This window comes from Enterobacter sp. MGH 33 (assembly GCF_000534535.1).
Lineage (GTDB): Bacteria > Pseudomonadota > Gammaproteobacteria > Enterobacterales > Enterobacteriaceae > Enterobacter > Enterobacter hormaechei_C.
The window spans coordinates 1,552,188-1,577,457 of record NZ_KI973212.1 but is presented as its reverse complement, the minus strand read 5'-3'; the positions used below and the strand labels follow the sequence as shown (position 1 = coordinate 1,577,457).

Sequence of the window (25,270 nt, the reverse complement as noted above, 5' to 3'; positions counted from 1 at the left end):
ATCCCGTTGTGTTGTCAGCGTTTTTGTATGTAAGTAATCGCCAGTGCCATCGCGAGCACCAGCCCTTTTATAATGTCCATGGCGTAATACGGCACGGAGAGCATCACCAGCCCGTTCGACAGCACGCCGAGGATCACCGCCCCCACCAGCGTGCCCAGCGCGTTCGGCTTGCCGGACCCGGCCAGCGAGAACCCGATCCACGCCGCCGCCACCGCATCCATCAGGTAGCCGCCCCCCGCATTCACCTGCGATGAACCGATACGCGAAGCCAGCAAAATTCCGCCCAGTCCCGCCAGCAGCGAGGCGATCACGTAGGCCGCCACCTTGTAGCGCGTGGTGCGAATACCGGAGAGACGCGCGGCTTCCGGGTTGCCGCCAATGGCGTACATCCGGCGTCCGTGGGTGGTCAGCGACAGGCCAAGCTGCGCCAGAATCGTCACCACCAGCATGACGATCACAATGGTCGGCACCTGCCCCAGCAGGCTGAACGCCGCCGGAATGGTCCCTTCCGCCATGTCGCCGCTCGGCAGCACCATGTTCTCGGTAATCGACCCGCCGTAGCTGTAGGTCATCGCCACGCCCTGGATGACAAACAGGCTGGCAAGGGTCGCGAGCATGTCCGGAATGCGCAGGATGACGATCAGAAAGGCGTTAAACAGGCCGACCAGCGTGCAGAGCGCAAGGGTAAGCAGAATCGACTCGGTGGTGCCGAAGCCGTGCCAGACGAAAAGCGAAATCACCAGCGCGTTCGCCAGCGACGCGGTTGACCCCACCGAGAGATCGAACCCGCCGACGGTCAGCGAAATCGAGACGCCGATGGCAATCACCGTCACGATGGCAATCGAGCGCAGAATGTTGATGATGTTGTTCGGATCGAGGAAGCTGTCCGACGCCAGGCCAAACACCGCCACCAGCGCGACGACGGTCAACAGCATGCCCCACCTGTAGAGAAAATCGAAAATCTGCTGACGGCCAGACGCCGCCGCGTTCACTGAAAGGGCCTTGCTCACGACGCCGTTCCTCCGGTTGAATAATAAAGTAGTGTCTCTTCCCGGGCCTCGGCTCCGGCGATTTCCGCCACGATGCGTCCGTCCCACAGCACGCAGATGCGGTCGCACAGCCCGACCAGCTCGGCGAACTCGCCCGAGGCGTAAATCACCCCTTTGCCCTCGCGCGCCAGGCCGTCGATCAGCTGAAACAGATCGGTTTTGGCCTTCACGTCCACGCCTTTGGTCGGCTCGTCGAATATCAGCACGCTGGCGTCATTGCGCAGCCATTTGCCGATGGCGACCTTCTGCTGGTTACCGCCGGAAAGCCGACGCAGCACCTGCCCCGGCCCGCGCGTGCGCACACCGACGCGGGCAATCACCTCTTCTGCCCAGCGCCACGCCTGACGATGACCAAACAGGCTCCAGCGCGAGAAGCTGTTATCGGCGCACACGGCAAGGTTCATGCTCACCGGCTCGTCGATAAAAATGCCCTCTTTGCGCCGCTCCTCCGGCACCAGCGCCAGACCGCGCAGTACCGAGTCTGCCGGATCGCGCGGTTTCCAGGCCTGATGGTTCAGCTCGCCGCGCGCGACGCGGCTTTTGCTGGCGCCAAACAGCGCCTTGCAGAGTTCCGTTTTCCCCGCCCCCGCCAGCCCGGCAATGCCGAGGATTTCACCTTTGCGCAGGTGCAGGGAGATATCTTTCAGCAGCGCATCGTCGTGCAGCCCTTCCACCCGCAGCAGCGTCTCCTCACCGTGCGGCGGGCGCGGGGGCGGATAGATATCGCTCAGCTCATGGCCGAGCATCTTCTCAACAATCGCTTCGCCGCTCAGATCCGCCATCGGGCCGGACTCAATCAGCCTGCCGTCGCGCAGCACCGTCAGGGTGTCGCAGATGGCCTTCAGCTCGTGAATGCGGTGAGAGATAAACACCACGCCGATACCCTGCTGTTGCAGACGTCTTACTACCGCAAACAGACGCTCACTCTCGTGCGCGTCCAGCGGCGCGGTGGGCTCATCAAGAATGAGAAAACGGCAGTGGTGCGAGAGCGCCCGCGCCAGCAAAATCTGCTGTTTTTCAGCCAGCGTGCAACTGTCGATGGAGCGGCGTACGTCGAGCGAAACATCCAGCTGCGCCAGCGCCTGCCGCGCCTGCTGGCGGATGTCGCGCCAGCTGTAGCGATGCCCCGGATGCGCCAGCTGGTCGAGCATGATGTTTTCGGCAATGCTTAACCCGGGAATGAGCGCAACATCCACCTCCTGCTGCACAAGGTGGATACCCAGCCGTTTGGCGTCCAGCGGCTCGCGGATACTTACCGGCTGGTTGTTAATGCAAATTTCGCCTTCATAACGATCGTGCGTCCCGCACAGCACCGCCATCAGCGTCGATTTCCCCGCGCCGTTGGCGCCGGTCAGCGCATGCACCGACCCGCCGTTCAGGGTGAAATCCACGCGCGACAGGGCCTGAAAGCCGGAAAAGGCCAGGCTGATACCGCGCATCTCAAGGCGACTGGAAACCATCCGCGTAAATCCTTCATTACTCTTCTGATTTAGCGAATTTTTCACAGCTCTTGTTGACTGACAACGACGTAAAAGGCATAAGTTAAAGCAAAATATTATTAGCCATCCGGATGTCCAGACATAACATCGGGTTAGCGCTTGCTAAAAAAGGACAACTTCATGAGCAACACCGATATCCGCGTCGTGCCCGGCCCGGCGAACTACTTCTCTCATCCGGGAAGCCTTGCCCACCTGGATGATTTCTTTACTCCGGAACAGCTTTCCCGCGCGGTGTGGATCTACGGCGAGCGGGCAATCGAGGGCGCACGCCCTTATCTGCCGCAGAGTTTTAACGCGACGGGGGCAAAACATCTGCTGTTTAAGGGCCATTGCAGCGAGAGTGACGTCACCCATCTGGTGAACGAGTCGGGTAGTGAAACCAGCGTGGTGATTGGCGTGGGCGGCGGTGCGGTAATGGATACCGTCAAGGCCGTGGCGCGTCGTCTGGGCGTGCCATTCGTAGGCATTCCCACTATCGCCGCCACCTGCGCGGCGTGGACCCCGCTCTCCGTCTGGTACAACGATGCCGGTCAGGCGCTACAGTTTGAGATTTTTGACGACGCCAACTTTCTGGTGCTGGTGGAGCCGCAGATCATCCTTAACGCCCCGGCGGAATATCTGCTGGCGGGCATCGGCGATACGCTGGCGAAGTGGTACGAAGCGGCGGTGCTCGCCCCTCAACCTGAGAGTCTGCCGCTGACCGTGCGTCTTGGCCTGAACGGTGCGCTGGCGATCCGCGACGTGCTGCTGGAACGCAGCGAAGAGGCGCTTGCGGATCAGCAGCGCGGCGAACAGACGCAGGCGTTCCGGGATGTGGTGGATGCGATTATTGCCGGAGGCGGAATGGTCGGCGGTCTGGGTGAGCGCTATACCCGCGTGGCGGCGGCGCACGCGGTGCACAACGGCTTAACCGTGCTGCCGCAGACGGAAAAATACCTGCACGGCACCAAGGTGGCCTACGGCATTCTGGTGCAGAGCGCCCTGCTCGGTCAGGACGACGTGCTGGCGCAGCTGGTGGCGGCGTACCAGCGCTTCAATCTGCCGACCACGCTTCGCGAGCTGGACGTCGATATTCACAACCGCGACGAGCTGGATAAGGTCATTGCCCACACCCTGCGCCCGGTGGAGTCGATTCACTATCTGCCGGTGACGTTAACGCCTGAGGTTCTGCGCGCCGCGTTTGAGAAGGTGGAATCCTTCAGCCGTTAATCGCGCCGACGGGCTATACCTAATGATGATTCTCTCCACTCTTGCAACGAGGTCATCATGCAGATCGATTTAACAGGTAAAAAGGCGCTGGTTACTGGCGCCAGTCGTGGGCTGGGGCTGCGGGGCAAATTTCCGGCACCGGTCTGGACGTGGACGTGGACGGCGGTTTGAACGCCTGATCGCATCTTTTTCTGCAAGCCTCTGTCGCCCGGCAGAGGCCTGTTCGAGGCGCCTCGACGATTCGCGTTTTGCCGCTTTCTCGCGGTTTTTCTCCGCTCTACAGTAACCCATAAGAAATTCGGAATTTATCTAATAGTCTTATTATTTCCTTATTTTTTGTGTGGGCGTACAGTGGAGGTACGGATGAAGATTGTCTGGTCAAAGACCGCTGAGAAGCAATTTTCTAAAATCGATACGCGATATCAGAACCGCATTAAATTCAGGCTGGAGAAGATGGATGATAAAACATCACCTGTCGCGGATATCAAGAAATTATCATCTCCCGAAAACCACTACAGGCTGCGATTAGGTGATTACAGGGTAATTTACACCTTCGGGGATCCGCCGGGTGATATCTGCTACGTAGTGGCGGTTAAACGCCGGACAACAACCACCTACCTTCATGAGGAGCATACGGAATATGACTGTTCAGTTCATAAAGGATAAAGAAGGGAAAAAACAGTATGTTGTCATTCCTTATAGTGAATATTTTCGCATGCGTTTAGCCACGCTTGAGTATGACGATGAGGATGAAAGCGACTGGGAAGACATCCCTTATGAATCAGATATCTACGATAACGTAGGTTTACCGGGGGAAGTGTGCGACGTCATGCATAACGAGAACGTCAGCCTACAGGCCGCCTGGCGCATTTTACGCGGCATGTCCCAGCAGGAGGTGGCGGAGAAGCTTGGCATCAGCCAGTCCGCCGTGTCACAGCTGGAAGCGCTGGACTCCCGACCGCAAAAGCGCACCCGCGAAAAGCTGGCGGCAATTTACGGCTGTAAACAGGAGCAGATCAGCCTCTATTTACCAAAAGAGGGTTAACAGCACTTCGCCCCGCCCTTGCCGCCGTAGCGGGCGTCCTGACGGTCGCGGAAAAATTCTTCGTAGGTCATGGGCGTCTGGTCCGGGTGGTTGACGCGCATATGCTCGACGTAGTTGTCGTAATCCGGCACGCCAATCATCATTTTAGCGGCCTGGCCCAGGTATTTACCTGCTTTGGAAAGGGTGTCGAACATAGTTCTGATCTCACAGGAAATGTAGGCCGGGTAAGGCGAAGCCGCCACCCGGCACACGGGTTAATGCGCCCCTTTCGCCTGGGTGACAATCTCGTCCAGGTTCTCAGGCATTGGCTCATACGGCGTCTCTTTCGCCGTCGGTGTGTCGACTTTCAGCGCCGCCAGCGCGGTTTTCAGAGAATACAACGCCAGCACCACAACCACCACCATAAAGAAGATGGTCAGCCCGGCGTCCAGACGGTTGTTAAACACCAGCTGCGACAGCTGCGACTCGGTGTACTGTGCCGGGATCTTACCGCTGTCGATCATCGCCTGGAACTTGTTGGCGATCGCCAGGAAGCCCACCTTATTGTCCGGGCTGAAGGCTTTCTGCCAGCCCGCGGTCAGGGTACAGATCAGCAGCCACGCCGTTGGCACCAGCGCCACCCATGCGTAACGCTGGCGCTTCATCTTGAACAGGACTACGGCACAGAGCATCAGGGCCATGCCCGCCAGCATCTGGTTGGCGATACCGAACAGCGGCCACAGGGTGTTAATCCCGCCCAGCGGATCGACCACGCCCTGATGCAGGAAGTAGCCCCACGCCAGCACGCACAGCGCCGTCGCCAGCAGGTTAGCCGGGAGTGAATCGGTACGCTTCAGGTTCGGGGAGATCACCCCCAGCAGATCCTGCAACATAAAGCGCGCCGCACGCGTACCGGCATCCACCGCCGTCAGAATAAACAGCGCCTCGAACAGAATGGCGAAGTGATACCAGAACGAGACATCCATCAGCCCGCCCAGCGCGCCGTGCAGAATGTAGGCCATGCCCACCGCCAGCGTTGGTGCCCCGCCTGCACGAGAGATAATCGACTGCTCGCCGACCTCATTAGCGATATGCGTCAACGTTTCAGGGGTAATCGCAAAGCCCCAGCCGCTGACCACCTGCGCGGCAGAGGCAACCACGTCAACGGTGCCGGCCGGTGCCAGTACCGCCATTGGGCTGTTCATCGCAAAGTAAACGCCCGGGTCAATAATACAGGCCGAAACCAGCGCCATAATCGCCACGAAGGATTCCATCAGCATGCCGCCGTAGCCAATCAGGCAGGCCTGATTTTCATTCGCCAGCATCTTCGGCGTGGTTCCGGAGGCGATCAGCGCGTGGAAGCCCGACACCGCCCCACAGGCGATGGTGATAAACAGGAACGGGAACAGGTTGCCGGTCCAGACCGGGCCGGTGCCGTCAATAAATTTGGTCAGCGCAGGCATGGTCAGGGTCGGGCGCATAATCAGAATGCCGATCGCCAGCCCGACGATGGTGCCGATTTTCAGGAAGGTAGAGAGGTAGTCACGCGGGGCCAGCAGCAGCCACACCGGCAGCACCGCCGCCACAAAGCCATAGCCCACCAGCATCCAGGTCAGCTGCACGCCGGTGAAGTCGAAGAACGGCGCCCAGGTCGGGCTTTCCGCTACCCAGCCGCCGGAGATAATGGCAAACACCAGGAACACCAGGCCAATAACTGAAACTTCACCAATGCGCCCCGGACGCAGATAGCGGATATAGATCCCCATAAACAGCGCCAGCGGAATGGTGAAGGCGACGGTATAGGTTCCCCACGGGCTGTGGGTCAAGGCTTTCACAACGATCATCGCCAGCACCGCGAGGATGATCACCATGATCATAAAGGTCGCCACCAGCGCAATCACCCCGGCGGTTGCGCCCATCTCCTCTTTCACCAGCTCACCCAGCGAACGACCGTCGCGGCGGGTGGAGACGAACAGCACCATGAAGTCCTGCACCGCGCCCGCCAGCACCACCCCCGCGAGGATCCAGATCATCCCTGGCAGGTAGCCCATCTGCGCGGCCAGTACCGGCCCCACCAGCGGGCCTGCCCCGGCAATCGCCGCGAAATGGTGACCGAACAGCACTTTTTTATCGGTCGGCACGTAGTCCAGACCGTCGTTATGACGCACGGCCGGCGTCATGCGCGTGCCGTCTACGCCCAGTACCGTCTTAGCGATATAGCGGCCATAAAAACGGTATGCGATCAGATAAATGCAGACGGAGGCGACGACGATCCACAGCGCGTTGATCTGCTCCCCCCGGTTGAGGGCGATATAGCCCAGGGCAAAGGCTCCCACCACGGAGAGCACCGCCCACGTAAGGTATTTCCCTGAGTTGTTCATAGTTGTTGTCCGTTGTTGTGAAACAGTGAGATGTTACATTTTGTTTCTAGAACAACGGATAAAATTTAACAACTTTGAAACGCAATAATGCGTGGTCAAACCAGAGATTTACACCACAGTGTTAAGCCGATCACTTTCAGCTGAATGACTTACCCCAACACCATCGTACTCAACCGACAGGTACAGCACCGCCGCCCCTGCTCGTCGAACACCACGATCTCCCAGCTCTGGCTGGAACGGCCCAGATGCAGCGGCTGACACACGCCGCGTACCTTACCGTGAGAGACCGCGCGGTGGTGCGTGGCATTCAGTTCCGTGCCCACCACGTTCTGCCCGTCACGGGTCATCAGAAAACCGGCCATTGAGCCCAGCGTTTCCGCCAGCGCCGCCGAGGCGCCGCCATGCAGCAGGCCAAACGGCTGGTGGGTGCGGGCATCTACCGGCATCTCTGCTTCCAGCGTATCGTCCCCGAGGCGGGTATAGACGATGCCAAGGTGCCCCACCATCGTATTCAGGCTGGTGGCGTTCAGCTCCTCGAGCGTTAAATGACGTTTCCAGATCATTACGCCCCCAGCGTGGAGCCGCCGTCCACCACGATATCCTGCAAGGTGATATGGCTGGCGGCATCGGATGCCAGGAACAGCACGGTCGCAGCAATCTCCTGTGGACGGGCAATTTTACCGAGCGGAATGCCGAGCTTGAACTGCTCGCCAAAGCCGCGAATGCGCCGCTGTTCCGCATCATCGCTGGTCCACAGGGTGCGCTGCATGTCGGTATCCGTTGAACCCGGCGACACCAGGTTACAGCGTACGCCGCTGCCCGCCAGCTCCAGCCCGACGGTCAGCGCCAGGCTTTTCAGCGCCGCTTTCGACGCGCCGTAGGCGCTCATGCCGATGCGCGGCGTGTGCGCCGCGTCAGAGGCCACCGTCACAATCGCCCCCCCCTGCTGATGACGGAACTGGCCCATCGTCTGCTGGAACAGGTTGAACGCGCCGCCGACGTTGACCGCAAAGGTCTGCTGCCAGTCCTCCTGCGAGAGCTGATCCGTCGCGCCCATACGCAGAATGCCCGCCGCGTTAACCAGCACATCGAGCCGCTCAAGGGTGCTGAGCAAACGCCCGCAGACGTCACTCGCCTGCGCCGCATCCGCCACGTCCAGCGTTTCGGTGGCAAACGGATATTCGCAGTGAGGGAAAGCCAGATCGAACCCGGTCACCTGCGCCCCGGCCTCCACAAATGCCAGCGCGGTCGCATAACCAATGCCCTTACCCGCGCCCGTCACCCAGACCGTTTTACCGGTGAAATCAAAAGCCATCACTTCACCTCGCGGGAGAGCAGCGCCCACCAGGCATCGAGGGTCGGATTTTTTGCCAGCATCACGAAATCAATGTCGCCGTGCACTTTGCGCCAGCGGGCGGCCAGCGCCATCATCCGCACTGAATCCAGACCGTAGTCGATCAGGTTTTCGTCATCCATCGGCTCGTCGGACTCGTCCAGCAGCGGCAGGATCAGCTCACGCAGCGCGGCTTTCGTTGCCGGAACGGACGGCAGCAGCTCGTCGGTCATCACCACGCGGCCCGAACGTCCTGCCACGTATTTCAGCGACATCAGGTGCTCGTCGCGGGTGAAATCCGCCAGCGCGTCGGCGATAAAGAACGGTTTGATGTCGCGCATAAAGGCGTCGGTGGCGGTGGTCATGCAGCCGATGTGGGCGTACACGCCGGTGATCAAAAGCTGGTTGCGCCCGGTCTCTTTAAGCATCTGCTCCAGCGGCGAGCGGTGAAACGCGCTGTAGCGCCACTTCACCAGCACGGTGTCCGCTTCGTCCGGGGTCAGCTCAGCGACGATGCGCTGCTGCTCCGGCGAGCGAGTCAGGCCCGGCCCCCACATATCGTTCAGCAGGGCGCGGTCTTCGTCGCTCTGATCTTTCGGCTGCGCGGTGTAGTACACCGGAATATTGTGCTCTTTGCAGTACGCGCGCAGTTTAGCGATGTTCGCCACTACCTGCTGCATCATGTCGCTATTTTCGCCCCAGAAGTTCAGGAAGTACTCCTGCATATCGTGGATCAACAGTGCGGCGCGCTCCGGCTCAAACGCCCAGTTCACTTTACTGGTCGGCAGTTCGGCGGCGGTTGGCAGCGCGTATGCGGTTAATTTTGGAATGGCCATTCTCTGTTCCTCAGCCCCGGGCGCGTTCAGCAAGCCACAGGCGCAACTGTTTCTTATCAACTTTGCCGACCGGCGTGAGCGGAAGCGCATCCACGCTCTCCACGCGGTCCGGCAGCTTAAATTCGGCGACGCCCTGCTCGCGCAGGAAGCGGCGCACCTCCACCGCGCGCAGGGGCTGTTTCACCACCAGGTACGCGCAGCTTTTTTCGCCCAGCAGGCTGTCCTCCATGCTCACCAGCGCGGCGTGGATCACCGCGTCGTGGCGCAGCAGCAGGTTTTCGATCTCTTCGGCGGCGATCTTCTCGCCGCCGCGGTTGATCTGATCTTTCTCGCGCCCCTGCACGGTGATGTAACCTTGCTCATCGATGGCGATCAGATCGCCCGAGCAGTAGAAACCGTTGGCATCAAAGGCGCTGGCGTTGTGTTCCGGGCTATTGAAATAGCCGCGGAAGGTGTAAGGGCCGCGCGTCATCAGACGCCCGACTTCCCCGCGCGGCAGCGGGTTGCCGTCCTCGTCCGCCACCCACACTTCATCGTCCGGGCACATCGGGCGGCCCTGGGTATTGATGATGCGCTCCGGCGCATCGTCGAGGGCGGTGTAGTTCACCAGCCCTTCCGCCATGCCAAACACCTGCTGAAGCTGGCAGCCAATTTCCGCCGGAATACGTGCCGCAAGCGTGGCGGAGAGACGTGCGCCGCCTACCTGGAGCAGTTCGAGGGATTTCAGCTGGGCGTTCCCCGCGCCGTCGGCAATCGCCTGCAACCACAGGCTGACCGCGGGCGGCACCAGTGAGGTGACGTTTATCTGATGCTGCTCAATCAGCGGGAAGCAGAGCGTGGCGCTCGGATCGTTAGCCAGCACCACGCAGCCGCCCGCCGTGAAAACGCCTAACGATCCCGGCGAGCTCATGGCGTAGTTATGCGCCGCAGGAAGCGCGTTCAGATAGCGGGTGTGCGCAGTGATACCGCAGATTTCGTTGCTGCGACGGATGCTGTAGTCGTAGTCGTTGTGCGTACGCGGGATCAGCTTCGGCGTGCCGGTGCTGCCGCCGGAGAGCTGGAAGAACGCCACTTCGTCGGCGGGCGTCGGGTTCGGGATGAAATTGTCCGCCGGGCGTGCAATCGCCGCCTCCAGCGCGTGTTCGCCCTTATCGCCGCGTAGCAGCACAACGCGTACAGAGCGATGCGCATCCACAAAGGTATTGAGAAAATCATCACCCGCGAACAGCGTGTGGTCGCGATCGGCAATCAGCACGGCGGGTTTGATCTGCTCCGCGTAGGCGTTGAGTTCGCTGCGCTGATGGCTAAAGAGCGCGTTGACCGGTGCGACGCCGATTTGCAGCAGCGCGAAGAAGGTGATGTAGAACTCGGCCACGTTGCCGAGCTGCACCAGCGCGGTCTCGCCGCGATGCAGCCCCTGCGCCTGAAGGACAGACGCCAGATTCGTCACCGCCTGATTAAACGCGCGGTAGGTGATGCGGCGATCGCCGTCAATTATCGCGACCGCATCGTTATCCGCATGGTCCGTCAGGATGTGGGTCAGCGGCAGATCCTGCCAGTAGCCTTTTTCACGGTAGCGGCGGGCAAAATCCTCAGGCCAGCGGGTAAAAGGGATGGTCATGAGTATTCCTTAGTGCAAACCAAACACGTTGAGCATGGTGGAGAGCTTCACGCCCGTCTCGCGCCACTCGCCCACCGGGGAGGAAGCAGGCACAATACCCGCGCCGGCAAACAGGCGAACGGTATTTTGATGCAGCCGCGCGCAGCGGATAGTTACCACCCACTCGCCATTACCTTCGCTGTCGCACCAGCCGACGATGCCGCCGAACAGCTCACGATCGAACGGCTCCAGCTCGGCAATCAGCTCTTTTGCCGCCTGATGCGGGAAGCCGCTTAGCGCTGGCGTCGGGTGCAGCAGGCAGGCCAGCGTCAGGGCGTTCTCGTTTTCACGCGCGTCACCTTCTACCGGCGTCGCCAGATGCCACAGCGTTGGGGTGGTGAGGAGCTGCGGGGAAGCCGGCATGGTCAGATGATGGCTGCGCGGTTCCAGAATGGTTTTCATCGCCTGCGTTACCAGGTCGTGCTCGTGACGGTCTTTTTCGGAGGCCAGCAGCTTAGTGCCCGCTTCGCGATCCAGCACATCGTCCGGCTGACGGCGCGCAGAGCCCGCCAGCGGCAGCGAGCTAAAGTGCGCGCCCTCTTTACGCAGCAGCAGTTCCGGGCTGGCGCCCAGCAGCACGCCGCCGTCTTCCAGCGGTACGTGGAAGTTAAAGCTAGCCGGGTTCTGGGCGATAAGACGCTCCATCAGCGCGCTGCTATCAATCTGTTTGTCGGTGGCGATATCAATCAGGCGCGACAGTACCACCTTATTCACCTGCGGCGTGGCGGTGAGCGACGCGGCGCGAGCGACCATCTCCTCGAAAACCGGCTGCGGCGGGATCTCGGTGCGTTGTTGCACGTTCAGCGTCTGCGCGCCGGAGGCGTAGCGTGCGGACTGCTGACGCGCCGGGCGGGAGAAGGTTTGCCAGCGTTGCGGAATAAACAGCGATGACGGTTTGTGGGTATCGAAGGGGATCGCCCCTACCATCACCGGATGGGCAATGCCGCTGTTTTTCGCATTCTGGAAAGCCTGAGCTAATTTCTGCTGAAAGGGGCCCGCCGGATCGTCACCGCCGACGGCGGGTTCAGAAAAACGGGCAAAACAGCCTGACGTGGTAAAACTGCGATAGGGCGACATAAAGAAAAAGCTGTCTGATTGCAGCGTGGTCGCGGTGTGCTGAAGGTCCTCAGCCAATGACGTATCCATATCATCCTCCTAAAATGATAAAAGCAGTAATAATGATTATCATTTATATTTTCGTCGGCTAACCTAATCCCACATCGCCCTGGTGTCAACCGCAGAGCAAACAACTTGTGCGACTAACGCTTGCATACCTTCCCCGCAATCATGAAAATGAGAAGCATTAACTTCAACAAAAACAGGATGCCGCTCTGTGAAACTCCCTGCCGTTTGCCGTAATGCCTTTCTTTTAACAGGACTTTTTGTTTTAGGACTAACCTCAGCGACGGCCGCCGACTGGCCGCGTCAGGTCACAGACAGCCGCGGCGTACATACGCTTGAGCGCAAACCGACGCGCATTATCTCCACCAGCGTGACCCTAACCGGCTCCCTGCTGGCCATTGACGCCCCGGTTATTGCCAGCGGAGCCACCACGCCAAACAACCGCGTGGCGGATGCACAGGGCTTTTTACGTCAGTGGGGCGATATCGCGAAACAGCGTAAGGTTGCCCGGCTGTACATCGGCGAGCCGAGCGCCGAAGCCGTCGCGGCCCAGATGCCGGACCTGATTTTGATCAGCGCCACCGGCGGGGATTCCGCGCTGGCACTCTACGATCAGCTTTCCGCCATCGCCCCGACGCTTATTATTAACTACGACGACAAAAGCTGGCAGGAACTGTTGACCCAGCTGGGGACGATCACCGGGCAGGAAACACAGGCCGCAGAGCGCATCGCTGCCTTCGATAAACAGCTCGCCCAGGTGAAGCAGCAGATGAAGCTGCCGCCGCAGCCGGTGAACGCCCTCGTCTACACCGCCGCGGCGCACACGGCGAACCTGTGGACGACAGACTCGGCTCAGGGCAAGCTGCTGCACCAGCTGGGCTTCACGCTGGCAGCGTTACCTGATGGATTGCACACCTCGAAAAGCCAGGGCAAGCGTCACGACATTATTCAGCTGGGCGGGGAAAACCTGGCGACGGGGCTGAACGGCGAAGGGCTGTTCGTGTTTGCCGGCGACCAGAAAGACGTGGACGCGATTTACGCCAATCCGCTGCTGGCGCATCTGCCGTCGGTCAAGAACAAGCGCGTCTGGGCGCTGGGAACGGAGACGTTCCGCCTGGATTATTACAGCGCGTTGTTGGTGTTGCAGCGTTTGAATTCAATTTTTAAATAAGTGGCACGTTTCCCGTAGGCCCGGTAAGCGCAGCGCCACCGGGCGTTTTGTCGGGTGGCGGCTACGCCTTACCCGACCTACAGGTTCTGCCTGAACCGACGCAACTCCACCAAAACCGCCAATAAAATTACGCCAACCACGGCTAACACAAACCCGCTGCTGCTCGCCGACGCCACCGGGGTCATTATCGCCCCCAGCCCGCCGAGGATCGCTGCGCCAATCGCATCGCCCGTGACGTTCTGCGCCGTCCACAGGCCGTTAATGCGCCCGAGCATCCCTTCCGGCGTCTGGGTCTGGATCAGGGTGTACTGTAAAAGAGAGCTGACCGCGCTCAGCCAGCCAAAAATCACCAGACACATCACCCCCAGCGCCCACACCGGCATCAGGCTGAAGAAACCAATCGCGATAAACGAGGCCAGCGTCGCCACCAGCATGATTAACCCCGGTCTCGCGCTCTGCGCCAGGTTTCCGCTGGTCAGCGCCCCGCACGCGGCGCCGAGCGGAATGGCGGCGTACAGCACGCCAATCTCTGAGGCGCTCATCTGCCACTCGCCCGCCAGCGCCGGGTACAACACGCGCACGGCGCTCGCCATCGTCAGCAGGCCGCCGAGCAGCGCAATGCCGCCAATCAGCGGGTTGCTGAACAGAAAACGAATCGCGGCCATCAGGGACTTCAGCGGATGCTCGCGCGGCTGCGGCGGCGGTGGCAGGAGCGGCAGACGCAGCAGCGTCAGGGTGGTGATAAAGGTTCCCGCCGCGGCAAGGCCGTAGTTCCACGCCACGTTGCCGGTCGCCAGAAGCAGGCCGCCGACCATCGGCGAAATCACCGATCCCAGACGCACGGTGAGCATGGTGATCGCCCCCGCCTGCATCAGGTTCTCGCGCCCGACCAGCGCGGGCGTGGCCGCCAGCAGCGCCGTCACGCCTAACGAGGCAAAAAAGCCGTCCCACAGGCCCAGGGCATAAATCGCCATCAGCGACGGCTCCGGCAGCATTGCGTTCAGACACAGCCCGACAAAGCCCACCCCGCAGGTGCCGCGCGCCAGCAGGATCAGTTTTTTACGCTCGTAGCGGTCCGCCAGTACGCCGCCCACCATCAGGCCGATAAACATCGCCCCGCCGGTTAAGGTGACGGATAACCCCACCAGCCAGCTGGAGTGGGTCATGGTCTGGATCTGTACCGGCACGGCGACCCCGAGCAGGCCGAGGGATAAAATGGAGATAAAGCGGGCGATAAAAACCGCTCGAAACGCCGGGTGCGTTTTCAGCAGGCTGAGGTTGAGCAGCCAGGATTTTTGATTCATGACAAGGCCTTGAGGTATCGGTCTACCATTTCCATGGGCGCACATGCTAACATAGCCAAATAAGATAGATAACGATAATTACTATCATTATCACATCATGGACGTTGCTATGTCGTTTTCCTCTTCCGCGGTGCGCGCCGTAGCCGTGCCCGTTTTATTGCTGCTGTTGATCCTTGCGATTGCACTCAGTTTGCTGGTTGGCGCGAAGCCGCTGCCCGCGTCCGTTATTGTCGATGCGCTCTCCGGTACCTGCCAGAGCGCCGACTGCATTATCGTGCTCGACGCCCGCCTGCCCCGCACCCTTGCCGGCCTGCTGGCCGGTGGCGCACTCGGGCTTGCCGGTGCCCTGATGCAAACCCTCACCCGCAACCCGCTGGCGGACCCTGGCATTCTCGGCGTGAACTCTGGTGCCAGTTTCGCCATTGTGCTCGGCGCGGCGCTGTTTGGTTTCACCTCTCCGTCTGAACAGCTGGTGATGGCCTTCTGCGGCGCGCTGGCCGCCTCGCTGGTGGTGGCCTTTACCGGCAGCCAGGGCGGCGGACAGCTCAGCCCGGTACGTCTGACACTGGCGGGCGTGGCGCTCGCGGCGGTGCTGGAAGGCTTATCGAACGGCATCGCCCTGCTCAACCCGGACGTGTATGACCAGCTGCGCTTCTGGCAGGCCGGTTCGCTGGATATCCGTACCCTTGATACCCTGAAAGTGGTGGCATTCCCGGTGTTTATCTCTGCCGCCGTAGCGCTGTGTTTAAGCCGGGCGCTCAACAGCCTGAGCCTCGGCAGCGACACCGCGACCGCCCTCGGCAACCGCGTGGCGCGCACGCAGCTGACGGGCCTGCTTGTCATCACCGTGCTGTGCGGCAGCGCGACCGCCGTCGTCGGGCCGATTGCCTTTATCGGCCTGATGATGCCGCACATGGCGCGCTGGCTGGTGGGGGCGGATCACCGCTGGTCACTGCCGGTCACGCTGCTGGCGACCCCTGCCCTGCTGCTGTTTGCCGACGTACTGGGCCGCCTGCTGGTGCCGGGTGAATTGCGCGTCTCGGTGGTCAGCGCCTTTATCGGCGCGCCGGTGCTGATCTTCCTGGTACGACGCAGACGCGGGGGTGGCGCATGATGGCCCCGTCCCGTCGATTACTCACCAGCGTCGCCCTGCTGGTCGTCGCCAGTCTGCTGCTGGCGGTCTGGAGCCTGCAAAGCGGTGCCGTAACGCTTGATTTCGCGCAGGTCTTTCATGCTCTCACCGGCAGCGCGCCACGTAACATCACCATGGTGGTCACCGAATGGCGACTGCCGCGTGTGGCGATGGCGATCCTGGTTGGCGCAGCGCTTGGCGTCAGCGGCGCAATATTCCAGTCGCTGATGCGTAACCCCCTCGGCAGCCCGGACGTGATGGGCCTGAATACCGGCGCGTGGAGCGGGGTGCTGGTGGCGATGGTGCTGTTCGGGCAGCATCTCACGGCCATTACCTTTACGGCGATGGCGGGCGGCATTCTCACCTCCCTGCTTATCTGGGCCCTGGCCTGGCGCAACGGCATCGACACCTTCCGCCTGATCATCATCGGGATCGGCATCCGCGCGATGCTGATGGCGTTTAACACCTGGCTTCTGCTACAGGCGTCGCTGGAAACCGCGCTCTCCGCCGGGCTGTGGTACGCCGGTTCCCTCAACGGTCTGACGTGGGGAAAAACCTGGCCCGCCGCGCCGCTGATTATCCTGATGTTTATTGGCGCGTTGCTGCTGGTCAGGCGCATGCGGCTGCTGGAGATGGGCGACGACAGCGCCTGCGCGCTGGGCGTGAGCGTAGAGCGCTCTCGCCTGATGCTGATGCTGGTGGCGGTCTTGCTGACCGCAGCGTCTACCGCCATCGCCGGGCCGATCTCATTTATTGCCCTTGTCGCGCCGCATATCGCGCGGCGACTTAGCGGCACCGCGCGCTGGGGATTAACCCAGGCAGCGCTGTGCGGCGCAGTATTACTGCTGGCCGCCGATCTCTGCGCTCAGCGGCTGTTTACGCCTTATCAACTGCCGGTGGGCGTGGTGACCGTCAGCCTCGGCGGGATTTACCTCATCGTCTTGCTCGTTCAGGAGTCACGCAAGAAATGACAGATTCAACACCCCGCTTGCGCGGCGAAAACTTGACCCTCGGCTACGGTAAAAAAATCATTGCCCGGGACTTATCCGTTGCCATTCCGGACGGCCACTTCACCGCCATCATCGGGCCAAACGGCTGCGGCAAATCGACATTGCTGCGCACGCTGAGCCGCCTGATGTCGCCGGTTGAGGGCAGCGTGTTCCTCGACGGGGAGCAGATCCAGCGCTTCGCCAGCAAAGAGGTGGCGCGCCGAATTGGGCTGCTGGCGCAAAACGCCACCACGCCGGGGGATATTACCGTGCAGGAGCTGGTCTCCCGCGGGCGCTATCCGCACCAGCCGCTGTTTACCCGCTGGCGCAAGGAGGACGACGAGGCCGTGAAGCGCGCGATGCAGGCGACGGGCATCACCGATCTGGCCCAGCAAAGCGTCGATACCCTCTCCGGCGGACAGCGCCAGCGCGCGTGGATCGCGATGGTGCTGGCACAGGAAACCTCGATCATGCTGCTGGACGAGCCGACGACCTGGCTGGATATCAGCCATCAGATAGACCTGCTGGAGCTGCTGAGCGAACTGAACCGTACGCAGGGGTATACCCTGGCGGCGGTGCTGCATGATTTAAACCAGGCGTGCCGCTACGCGACGCATCTGATTGCGCTGCGCGACGGCGAGATTGTGGCGCAGGGCGCGCCGAAAGAGATTGTGACGCCGGATCTGATCGCGCGGATCTACGGCATGCGCTGCATGATTATTGAGGATCCGGTGGCGGGTACGCCGTTGGTGGTGCCGTTGGGTCGGCGGTAATTGCCGGGTGGCGGCTACGCCTTACCCGGCCTACATTCAGCTCCCGTAGGCCCGGTAAGCGCAGCGCCACCGGGCATTTGCACTATCCAAAAATTTCCTTCAGTACCGGCCCAATCTTTTCAAACGCCTGCGGTGAAATGATATCCACGTGGGCGCAGTCCTGGCTGTACACCTCCAGCTCACCCACCCACGGCGCCCACGCGGCCTGCGGATCGAGGGTTCGCGTTCGCTCGGCGACAAACAGCGTCGCTTTACCGTCAAACCGCGCGCTATGTGCCGTGGTGAGCAGCCGCACCGCGTCCGCATAGTTGCCTTCAATGGCGTTAAACAACTCGCTGGAGCCCTGCCCCTGCTGGGCGGCAATAAACGCCTGGCGTTCGCGCTCAATTTCCGCCAGCACCTCCGGATCGAGGCCGTTGGCCTCTTTCTCCGCCCAGTTCTGGGTTTCCGGTGGCCAGGTATCCAGCAGGCCGAGGAACGCTACGTCTTCACCCTGCTCGCGCAGACGCGCCGCAATGCCCTGCGCCAGCGTGCCGCCGAGGGAATAGCCGAATAGATAATACGGCCCCTGCGGCTGTTGCTTACGCAACGTGTTCAGATGATGCTCGATCACCGCATCGAGATCCGTACACTGCTGCATCGGCCCGTCAGGCCGGGGAGACTGAATGCCGACGATTGACCAGCGCGGGCTGAGGTAGCGCGCCAGGACGCTAAACTGCCAGGCAAAGCCGGACGCCGGATGGAAGCAGAACAGCGTGGGGCCGTTGCTTTCACGCAGCGGGAGAACGGTTTCATACCCCAGACGCTGCGCCTGCTCGTCGCTCATCTGCGAGTCCAGCAGGGCGCTAAGCTTGCTCACCGTCGAGGCGACCATAATCTGCCCCGGCGTGACCTTGCGGCTGAACGCACGGCTGAGCTGAGCCGCAAGGCGCATCGCCAGCAGCGAGTGGCCGCCGAGGGCAAAGAAATCGGCCTCGATATCGTTCACCGCGCAGCCCAGCAGGGCAGAAAACGCCTGCGCCGCGGTGACTTCAGTTTGCGTCTCGGGCGCGCGACCGGAAGTTTTGCTGGTCAGCTCCGGCAGCGGCAGCGCCTTGCGATCCAGCTTGCCGTTGGCGCTTAACGGCAGCGCGCTGATTTGCAGCAGCACCACCGGCACCATATGCGGCGGCAGCTGGGCTTTGAGTGATGCAAGCAGCGCGTCGCGATCCAGCGGTAAGCCGGATTCAGAGACAACGTATCCCACCAGCTGGCGGGCATCGCCGCCCGTGGCAGCCGCCTGGTTGAACACGCAGGCGTGCGCCACCGCCTGGGCCACATCCGGCAGCGCGAGCATCGCCCGGTCGATTTCGCCCAGCTCGATGCGCTGGCCGCGGATTTTCAGCTGATCGTCGCTGCGGCCCAGATATTCCACCGCGCCGTTGTCCAGCCAGCGGGCAACGTCCCCGGTGCGGTACATTCGCTCGCCGGGGGCAAACGGATCGGCGATAAAGCGGCTGGCGGTAAGGTCGGGGCGTCCCAGATACCCCTGCGCCAGCTGGATGCCGGTGAGATAGAGATCCCCCGCCACGCCGAACGGCACCGGGCGCATCATCGCGTCCAGAATGCGCAGCCCCGTATTCCACACCGGGAAGCCGATCGGCACGCTGTTGCCTTCCACCGCCGCCAGCTCGGGGCCAAACGCCGGATACCAGCTCACATCCACCGCCGCTTCCGTTGGACCATAGAGGTTGTGCAGCGGCGCACGGGTCAGCAGTTCCCACTCGCGGCACAGCCCGGTCGGCAGCGCTTCGCCGCTACAGAACACCTGCTTAAGGGTTTTGCAGCACACAGCGTTTTCCGGGGTCAGAGAGGCGACAAAGGCCGCCAGCATCGACGGCACGAAGTGGGTGGTGGTTACGCCATATTCTGCGAAGAAGCCCTGCATCGCCTGCGGATCGCGGTGCGCGTCCGGCTCGGCCATCACCAGCTTCGCCCCGGCGATAAACGGCCACCAGAACTCCCACACCGACACGTCAAAGCTGCACGGCGTTTTCTGCGCCACCACATCATGCGCCGCCAGTGGATAATGATCCTGCATCCACTTCAGGCGGTTAACGATGGCGGTATGGCCGACCATCACCCCTTTTGGACGCCCCGTCGAACCGGAGGTAAAGATGATGTACGCGGTCTGCTCCGGCTTCGCCAGGCGCAGAGGTTCAGCATCGGTGGCGGGTAATAGTGTGTTGTAACTAAAGGTGGCGATCGGCAGATCGTTAAAGCGCGGAAGCTGCTCGTCGGTGGTAATGAGCAGCGACGGCTTCGCGTCCTCCAGCATCATCCGCAGACGGTCATCCGGGTAACCGGTATCCAGCGGCAGCCAGGCGGCGCCTGCTTCAACAATCCCGTGCAGCGCCAGGGTCAGGAACACCGAGCGCGGGAGCGCCACCGCCACGCTGTCGCCCGGCTTCACGCCGCGCGCGCGCAGCAGGTTTGCCAGCGCGACCACCTGCTCGCGCATCTGGCGATAGTTCAGTTCAGTATGGGCATCCGCCAGCGCGGGGGCGTCCGGCGTTTTGCTCGCCTGCTCCGCCACAAGATCCGCCAGCGTGGTGGACGGCAGCGCCAGCCCGGTATCGTTGATGCGCGCCAGCCGGGCGTACTCCTGCTCTGATACGGTTTCCACGTCGCCACAGCGCAGATCCGGATTGGCGGCAAACTGCATCAGCATTGCGTTCAGGCGCGCCGCGTGCCCCTTCAGCGTCGCCTCGTCGTAACGCTGCCCGTTGGCGAGGATCTCAATGCTCAGTCCGCCCTGCTCGTCCGGGAACAGCGCCAGCTCCAGATCGTTCACCGGGCCGGTTGCCAGCGTGTGGGTAATGGCCTCCACGCCGTCGATATTCAGCTGATAATCGAACACCTTGACGTTCAGCATCGGACCAAAAAGGGCTTCGTCGCCTGCGGCACGTCCGCTGTCGCGCACGATCTGCTCGGCGTCGTAACGCTGATGGCGGCGCATCTTTTTCAGCTGGTTCGCCAGGCGCAGCGCCAGTTCCGGCAGGCTCTCCTGCGGGCGAATATTCACCGCCAGCGGCAGGACGTTGAGCACCGGTCCGGTCGCGGTCAGCGCGGCGGAGCCCATGCGGCGCATAAAGATAAACCCGGCGGCGTAGTCCAGCCGTCCGGTCAGGCGGCCCAGCCACAGCGCCACCAGCGCAAGGGCCAGATCGGTACGCTGCGCCTGGCCTGCCTTCTGTGCAAGCTGGCTGAACGCACGGCTGTCCATCGCAATTTTCAGGCGCAGGATATCGGTGGTGGCGGCGCGTCCCGGCAGCGGCGCGGAAGAGAGCGAGACCGGAGAAGGAAGCTGTTTGCGTTGTTCGGCCCAGAAAGCACCGTCGCGCTGATACGCCTCGCTGTCGCGATAGCGCTGATACTCCTCCACCACCTCGGCGAACGGGGTGAACGGCGAGGCCGGCGTGGATTCACCTTTCTGCCACGCAGCGTAAATGGCGGTGATCTGACGGGTAATAGCAGGGAAGCTGAAGCCATCTACCACCAGATGATGATACCGCTGATACCAGTACCAGTGGCTTTCTCCCACCTGGATCAGCTGGTGAAACGCCAGCGGCTGACCGCTGTCGACGCGCAGGTTCTGGTTGAGATCGGCCTCCATCAGCGCCACGGCGGCGTCGTGGGAGTCAACGCGCACGATGGACGGCTCCGGCAGGAGCATGGCCTCATCGATCCACTGCCACACCTCACCGTTATCTTCGGCAAAACGCATCCTCAGGGTGTCGGCCTGCATCATGCCTTCAGCGATGGCTTTTGCCAGCAATGGCGCATCGATAGCGCCTTTCAGCTCGGTGTAGTGCGCGACGCTCCAGGCGTTTGGCAGGGAGGAAAGCTGCTCTGCCATCCAGATCCCCGGCTGGGCGGCGACAAGAGGGAGACGGTTCATGCGCGCTCCCCCGCAAAACATGACGGCTCAAGCGTCTGCCACTGTTCCGCCAGCCACTGCTGGCATGCCTCCTGAGATTGCGGTTCGCAGACCACGCGCCAGCCCGCGGGCAACTCGCACTGCTGCGGCCACAGGCTGTACTGCCCCTGGTCATTTTGCAAAATGGCGAACTGTCCCTGCGGATTATCGAAAGGATTGCTGAATTCCATACAGACTCCGTTATTGAATAAGCGGCTGCCAGAGGGTCATCAGCCCCTGCGTCAGCCCACCGCGCCAGCAAAGCGCATCGTGTCCGCCGTCAACCTGACGCCAGAAAACCGGTTGCTGAGTGTTTAGTTCGGCGAGGATCGCCTGGTTTGCGCGCAAAATAAGCGGCTCGTTGCGCCCGGCCTCAAGGACGATGCGCAGCCCGCGAGCGGTTTTGTCACCCGCTTTGAGTTGTTCGATGAGCAGCCCGTCCTGCTGCGCGCCGCGGTGCGGCCACCAGTAGGATCCGGACTGGCTGAGGATGCAGCCAAAACGCTGCGGCCAGTTGAGGCCCGCATAGAGGGAAGAGAGCCCGCCGAAGCTCTGACCCGCCACCACGGTATGGTCGGCGCGGTCGCTGAACGGGGCCATGCTTTTCACCTGCGGGAGAAGTTCGTCCTGCACCGCCAGCCAGAAATCAGGGTTACACGGCAGCTCGCGGCTGCGGTGTGCGGTGTCAATCACGTCGATTAAGACATAGACCGCAGGCGGCAGTTTGCCTTCATGGGTGAGCGACGCCAGCGCAGGCCAGACGGGCATGCTTTCGGCCCAGAACTGCCCGTCGAGCAGCACCGCCAGCGGGCGCTCGGGGTTTTCATCCCCGGTGGTAAAAATCCACACGCGGCGACGGTTCTTCAGACGCGCGCTGTGCCACTCAATGCAGACAGGCTTTTTGTAAGGGGTATCGGGATGGTTCCAGCCGGGCTGTACGGGCGCCTCCGGCATCTCCAGCGCCGAGACGGCGTGCCCGCGCCCGCCGCGCCAGCTCTGGGCGTTCAGCGGGTCGGACACCGCGTGCGGCAACAGTTTGCGCCAGCCTTCGCGCAGCGCCATGCGGTCCGGCTGATCGCCTTCAAACACTGCGCTGGCAAAATCGTTTTCATTGTCGGAGGGGATAAAACAGTAGCTGCCGCGCCATTCGGGGCTGAACTCGCCCTGCCACTGCCAGACGTCGGTATCCGGGATACGTTCAAGGGACTGCGGACGGGCATTTTGATGGTGATCGGTCACACCGGTGACGTAGAGCCAGACGCGTTTAACCGTCGACGTTTTCTGCGTTCCCGCCGGGTCCCGCCACCAGAATGTCACGCGATAGTTTTCCTGATGACGTTCCCGTTCCGGCCCGTCTTTCGCCTGCCACCACGCTTCACTTCCGGTTGTTAACGCCGTCACCCTTATAACCCCATGTTTAACAGTCTTTTTTGTTTCAGAGCAAATTTTATTGATAATATTATTGATAACTATTTGCATTTGCAATAGCGTAATGCCCGCGCTGTGGGAAGCGCGCTCATTAAATAACCATAAAAGCGGGACGTACAATGAATAAGAAGATTCACTCTCTGGCCTTGCTGGTCAATTTAGGGATTTATGGTGTCGCGCTGCCCGTCATGGCAGACGACAACACCGCCTCCGCGCAGCATGAAGACACCATGGTGATCACCGCCGCCGAGCAGAATTTGCAGGCGCCGGGCGTGTCGACCATCACCGCCGACGAGATCCGCAAAAACCCGCCCGCGCGGGACGTGGCGGAAATCATCCGCACCATGCCGGGCGTTAACCTGACCGGCAACTCCACCAGCGGCCAGCGCGGGAATAACCGTCAGATTGACATTCGCGGCATGGGCCCGGAAAACACCCTGATCCTGATCGACGGCAAGCCGGTCACCAGCCGCAACTCCATCCGTCTGGGCTGGCGCGGCGAGCGTGATACCCGCGGCGATACCGGCTGGGTCCCGCCGGAGATGATCGAGCGCATCGAAGTGATCCGTGGCCCGGCTGCTGCCCGCTACGGTAATGGTGCGGCGGGCGGCGTGGTGAACATCATCACCAAAAAATTTGACGACCAGTGGCACGGCTCCTGGAACACCTACCTGAACGCGCCAGAGCATAAAGACGAAGGTTCCACCAAACGCACTAACTTCAGCCTGAGCGGCCCGCTGGGCGGGGATTTCAGCTTCCGCATGTACGGTAACCTGGATAAAACCCAGGCCGACGCCTGGGACATTAACCAGGGCCATCAGTCTGACCGTACCGGCGCATATGCCGACACGCTGCCGGCAGGCCGTGAAGGGGTCGAGAATAAAGACATCAACGGCGTGGTGCGCTGGGACTTTGCGCCTATGCAGTCCCTGGAGTTTGAGGCGGGATACAGCCGCCAGAACAACCTTTACGCGGGCGATACCCAGAATACCAACAACGACAACAGCTCAAGCGGGCTGGTGAAGAAGAACTACGGTAAAGAGACTAACCGTATCTATCGTCAGAACTTCGCGGTGACCTGGAACGGCGGCTGGGATAACGGCATTACCACCAGCAACTGGGCGCAGTACGAGCACACCCGCAACTCGCGTCTGGGCGAAGGGCTGGCGGGCGGTCTGGAAGGATTGTTCAACAGCAATAAATTCACCGACACCGACCTGGCCGACGTGATGCTGCACAGCGAAATCAACCTGCCGATTGATTTCATTGTGAACCAGAACCTGACGCTCGGCACCGAATGGAACCAGCAGCGCATGAAGGACTCGACCTCCTTCACGCAAACCCAACAGGGGGGCACCATTCCGGGCATGAGCGAAGACCGTAGCCCGTACACTTCAGCGGAGATCTTCTCCCTGTTTGCCGAAAACAACATGGAGCTGACCGACAGCACCATGCTGACCCCTGCCCTGCGCTTCGACCACCACACCATTGTGGGTAATAACTGGAGCCCGTCCCTGAACCTGTCGCAGGGTCTGGGGGATGACTTCACCCTGAAGATGGGCATCGCGCGCGCCTATAAAGCGCCAAGCCTGTACCAGACCAACCCGAACTATCTGCTGTACAGTAAAGGCCAGGGCTGCTACGCAAGTTCCGACGGCGTGGGCTGCTACATGATGGGTAACGACGATCTGAAAGCGGAAACCAGCATCAACAAAGAGATTGGCCTGGAGTGGAAACGCGACGGCTGGCTGGCGGGCGTGACCTGGTTCCGCAACGACTACCGCAACAAGATTGAAGCGGGCTACGCGCCGATTGGCCAGACGTCCACCGGCAAAGTCACCACCGATATCTACCAGTGGGAAAACGTGCCGAAGGCGGTAGTGGAAGGTCTGGAAGGCTCCCTGAACGTGCCGGTCAGCGATACCATCAACTGGACCAATAACATCACCTACATGCTGCAAAGCAAGAACAAGGAGACCGGCGATCGTCTGTCGATCATTCCTGAGTACACGCTGAACTCAACCCTGAGCTGGCAGGTGCATCAGGACGTATCGCTCCAGTCGACCTTCACCTGGTACGGCAAGCAGCAGCCGAAGAAGTACAACTACAAAGGTCAGCCGGTGACCGGGTCTGAAAAAGACGAAGTCAGCCCGTACAGCATCGTTGGCCTGAGCGCGACCTGGGACGTGACCAAAAACGTCAGCCTGACCGGCGGCGTGGACAACGTCTTCGACAAGCGCCAGTGGCGTGCGGGTAACGCCCAGACCACGGGTAATACCACCACCGGCGCGTATATGTACGGTGCGGGCGCGTATACGTATAATGAACCGGGTCGTACCTGGTATATGAGCGTGAATACGCGTTTTTAAGGCACTGAAGTCAATCCTTCCCTCTCCCCTCCG

General features: G+C 61.3%; 21 protein-coding genes. 8 read left to right on the top strand and 13 right to left on the bottom strand.

Annotation, left to right across the window (positions count from 1 at the left end):
• Positions 1-14 precede the first annotated feature (14 nt).
• A complete protein-coding gene (locus tag L379_RS16460; protein WP_032103096.1) occupies positions 15-1,010 on the bottom strand; it encodes an ABC transporter permease in 996 nt (331 codons plus the stop codon).
• On the bottom strand, positions 1,007-2,509 hold the full coding sequence (locus tag L379_RS16465; RefSeq protein ID WP_015571168.1) for a sugar ABC transporter ATP-binding protein: 1,503 nt from the start codon (positions 2,507-2,509) through the stop codon (positions 1,007-1,009). The genes L379_RS16460 and L379_RS16465 overlap by 4 nt, the downstream gene beginning before the upstream one ends.
• A gap of 159 nt (positions 2,510-2,668) precedes the next feature.
• Here L379_RS16465 and L379_RS16470 point away from each other — a divergent pair, with 159 nt between their 5' ends.
• The 3 genes from L379_RS16470 (at position 2,669) to L379_RS16480 (ending at position 4,802) form a co-directional block, all read left to right on the top strand.
• Positions 2,669-3,757: an oxidoreductase gene (locus L379_RS16470; protein WP_032652934.1), complete on the top strand. Its 1,089-nt coding sequence runs from the start codon at positions 2,669-2,671 to the stop codon at positions 3,755-3,757.
• Positions 3,758-4,120: 363 nt separating this feature from the next.
• A complete protein-coding gene (locus L379_RS16475; RefSeq protein WP_015571170.1) occupies positions 4,121-4,423 on the top strand; it encodes a type II toxin-antitoxin system RelE family toxin in 303 nt (100 codons plus the stop codon).
• Positions 4,398-4,802, top strand: coding sequence for a helix-turn-helix domain-containing protein (locus tag L379_RS16480; protein WP_017694334.1), 405 nt, complete (start codon positions 4,398-4,400; stop codon positions 4,800-4,802). Before L379_RS16475 ends, L379_RS16480 begins: the two co-directional genes overlap by 26 nt.
• Here the strand turns inward: L379_RS16480 and L379_RS16485 are convergent.
• From L379_RS16485 to entC, 7 genes are all read right to left on the bottom strand, one after another.
• Positions 4,799-4,996 (bottom strand): YbdD/YjiX family protein, encoded by a 198-nt coding sequence (locus L379_RS16485; RefSeq protein WP_006809671.1) that lies wholly within the window; start codon positions 4,994-4,996, stop codon positions 4,799-4,801. The two genes, L379_RS16480 and L379_RS16485, sit on opposite strands and share 4 nt — an antisense overlap.
• 60 nt (positions 4,997-5,056) lie before the next feature.
• Complete coding sequence (cstA, locus tag L379_RS16490; RefSeq protein ID WP_017694336.1) at positions 5,057-7,162, bottom strand: pyruvate/proton symporter CstA; 2,106 nt, start codon at positions 7,160-7,162, stop codon at positions 5,057-5,059.
• A 149-nt stretch (positions 7,163-7,311) separates the two neighbouring features.
• Positions 7,312-7,725 (bottom strand): proofreading thioesterase EntH, encoded by a 414-nt coding sequence (gene entH / locus L379_RS16495; RefSeq protein ID WP_015571173.1) that lies wholly within the window; start codon positions 7,723-7,725, stop codon positions 7,312-7,314.
• Complete coding sequence (gene entA, locus L379_RS16500) at positions 7,725-8,477, bottom strand: 2,3-dihydro-2,3-dihydroxybenzoate dehydrogenase EntA (protein ID WP_032652932.1); 753 nt, start codon at positions 8,475-8,477, stop codon at positions 7,725-7,727. Before entA ends, entH begins: the two co-directional genes overlap by 1 nt.
• Complete coding sequence (locus L379_RS16505; protein WP_017382510.1) at positions 8,477-9,331, bottom strand: isochorismatase; 855 nt, start codon at positions 9,329-9,331, stop codon at positions 8,477-8,479. The genes entA and L379_RS16505 overlap by 1 nt, the downstream gene beginning before the upstream one ends.
• A gap of 10 nt (positions 9,332-9,341) precedes the next feature.
• Positions 9,342-10,952, bottom strand: coding sequence for a (2,3-dihydroxybenzoyl)adenylate synthase EntE (gene entE, locus L379_RS16510; protein WP_017382511.1), 1,611 nt, complete (start codon positions 10,950-10,952; stop codon positions 9,342-9,344).
• A 9-nt stretch (positions 10,953-10,961) separates the two neighbouring features.
• The gene (entC, locus tag L379_RS16515) at positions 10,962-12,137 is read right to left on the bottom strand and encodes an isochorismate synthase EntC (protein ID WP_032652930.1); all 1,176 of its coding nucleotides are present in this window, start codon (positions 12,135-12,137) and stop codon (positions 10,962-10,964) included.
• Between the two features lie 187 nt (positions 12,138-12,324).
• Between entC and fepB the strand changes: the two genes are divergently transcribed.
• On the top strand, positions 12,325-13,284 hold the full coding sequence (fepB, locus tag L379_RS16520) for a Fe2+-enterobactin ABC transporter substrate-binding protein (protein WP_032652928.1): 960 nt from the start codon (positions 12,325-12,327) through the stop codon (positions 13,282-13,284).
• Between the two features lie 77 nt (positions 13,285-13,361).
• Here the strand turns inward: fepB and entS are convergent, their stop codons facing one another.
• Positions 13,362-14,588, bottom strand: coding sequence for an enterobactin transporter EntS (entS, locus tag L379_RS16525; RefSeq protein WP_017382514.1), 1,227 nt, complete (start codon positions 14,586-14,588; stop codon positions 13,362-13,364).
• A 109-nt stretch (positions 14,589-14,697) separates the two neighbouring features.
• On the opposite strand from entS, the gene fepD reads away from it, so the two are divergent.
• The 3 genes from fepD to fepC are packed head-to-tail and all read left to right on the top strand — an operon-like array spanning position 14,698 to position 17,482.
• Entirely contained in the window at positions 14,698-15,702 is a 1,005-nt protein-coding gene (gene fepD, locus L379_RS16530; RefSeq protein WP_017382515.1) for a Fe(3+)-siderophore ABC transporter permease, read from the top strand.
• Positions 15,702-16,691, top strand: coding sequence for an iron-enterobactin ABC transporter permease (gene fepG, locus L379_RS16535; RefSeq protein ID WP_026080545.1), 990 nt, complete (start codon positions 15,702-15,704; stop codon positions 16,689-16,691). The genes fepD and fepG overlap by 1 nt, the downstream gene beginning before the upstream one ends.
• Positions 16,688-17,482 carry an iron-enterobactin ABC transporter ATP-binding protein gene (fepC, locus tag L379_RS16540; protein WP_032652926.1) on the top strand — a complete coding sequence of 265 codons (795 nt, stop codon included), beginning with the start codon at positions 16,688-16,690 and terminating at the stop codon, positions 17,480-17,482. Before fepG ends, fepC begins: the two co-directional genes overlap by 4 nt.
• Positions 17,483-17,564: 82 nt before the next feature.
• Here the strand turns inward: fepC and entF are convergent, their stop codons facing one another.
• From entF to fes, 3 genes are read right to left on the bottom strand one after another with little or no spacing between them, the layout of a single operon-like run.
• On the bottom strand, positions 17,565-21,422 hold the full coding sequence (gene entF / locus L379_RS16545; RefSeq protein ID WP_032652924.1) for an enterobactin non-ribosomal peptide synthetase EntF: 3,858 nt from the start codon (positions 21,420-21,422) through the stop codon (positions 17,565-17,567).
• Positions 21,419-21,631 carry an MbtH family protein gene (locus tag L379_RS16550; protein ID WP_015571182.1) on the bottom strand — a complete coding sequence of 71 codons (213 nt, stop codon included), beginning with the start codon at positions 21,629-21,631 and terminating at the stop codon, positions 21,419-21,421. Before L379_RS16550 ends, entF begins: the two co-directional genes overlap by 4 nt.
• Positions 21,632-21,641: 10 nt before the next feature.
• Entirely contained in the window at positions 21,642-22,841 is a 1,200-nt protein-coding gene (fes, locus tag L379_RS16555) for an enterochelin esterase (RefSeq protein ID WP_032652922.1), read from the bottom strand.
• 146 nt (positions 22,842-22,987) lie between these two features.
• Here fes and L379_RS16560 point away from each other — a divergent pair, with 146 nt between their 5' ends.
• A complete protein-coding gene (locus L379_RS16560; RefSeq protein ID WP_017382520.1) occupies positions 22,988-25,237 on the top strand; it encodes a TonB-dependent siderophore receptor in 2,250 nt (749 codons plus the stop codon).
• Positions 25,238-25,270 lie beyond the last annotated feature (33 nt).

What these genes read in the sequence shown, in the direction of transcription:
- entA (WP_032652932.1), bottom strand. Translation starts at nt 8,477, where the DNA reads ATGGCTTTTGATTTCACCGGTAAAACGGTCTGGGTGACGGGCGCGGGT.
- L379_RS16560 (WP_017382520.1), top strand. Translation starts at nt 22,988, where the DNA reads ATGAATAAGAAGATTCACTCTCTGGCCTTGCTGGTCAATTTAGGGATT.
- L379_RS16475 (WP_015571170.1), top strand. Translation starts at nt 4,121, where the DNA reads ATGAAGATTGTCTGGTCAAAGACCGCTGAGAAGCAATTTTCTAAAATC.
- entC (WP_032652930.1), bottom strand. Translation starts at nt 12,137, where the DNA reads ATGGATACGTCATTGGCTGAGGACCTTCAGCACACCGCGACCACGCTG.
- fepC (WP_032652926.1), top strand. Translation starts at nt 16,688, where the DNA reads ATGACAGATTCAACACCCCGCTTGCGCGGCGAAAACTTGACCCTCGGC.
- entF (WP_032652924.1), bottom strand. Translation starts at nt 21,422, where the DNA reads ATGAACCGTCTCCCTCTTGTCGCCGCCCAGCCGGGGATCTGGATGGCA.
- L379_RS16550 (WP_015571182.1), bottom strand. Translation starts at nt 21,631, where the DNA reads ATGGAATTCAGCAATCCTTTCGATAATCCGCAGGGACAGTTCGCCATT.
- fepD (WP_017382515.1), top strand. Translation starts at nt 14,698, where the DNA reads ATGTCGTTTTCCTCTTCCGCGGTGCGCGCCGTAGCCGTGCCCGTTTTA.
- entS (WP_017382514.1), bottom strand. Translation starts at nt 14,588, where the DNA reads ATGAATCAAAAATCCTGGCTGCTCAACCTCAGCCTGCTGAAAACGCAC.
- L379_RS16480 (WP_017694334.1), top strand. Translation starts at nt 4,398, where the DNA reads ATGACTGTTCAGTTCATAAAGGATAAAGAAGGGAAAAAACAGTATGTT.
- entH (WP_015571173.1), bottom strand. Translation starts at nt 7,725, where the DNA reads ATGATCTGGAAACGTCATTTAACGCTCGAGGAGCTGAACGCCACCAGC.
- entE (WP_017382511.1), bottom strand. Translation starts at nt 10,952, where the DNA reads ATGACCATCCCTTTTACCCGCTGGCCTGAGGATTTTGCCCGCCGCTAC.
- cstA (WP_017694336.1), bottom strand. Translation starts at nt 7,162, where the DNA reads ATGAACAACTCAGGGAAATACCTTACGTGGGCGGTGCTCTCCGTGGTG.
- L379_RS16470 (WP_032652934.1), top strand. Translation starts at nt 2,669, where the DNA reads ATGAGCAACACCGATATCCGCGTCGTGCCCGGCCCGGCGAACTACTTC.
- L379_RS16465 (WP_015571168.1), bottom strand. Translation starts at nt 2,509, where the DNA reads ATGGTTTCCAGTCGCCTTGAGATGCGCGGTATCAGCCTGGCCTTTTCC.
- L379_RS16505 (WP_017382510.1), bottom strand. Translation starts at nt 9,331, where the DNA reads ATGGCCATTCCAAAATTAACCGCATACGCGCTGCCAACCGCCGCCGAA.
- fepG (WP_026080545.1), top strand. Translation starts at nt 15,702, where the DNA reads ATGGCCCCGTCCCGTCGATTACTCACCAGCGTCGCCCTGCTGGTCGTC.
- L379_RS16485 (WP_006809671.1), bottom strand. Translation starts at nt 4,996, where the DNA reads ATGTTCGACACCCTTTCCAAAGCAGGTAAATACCTGGGCCAGGCCGCT.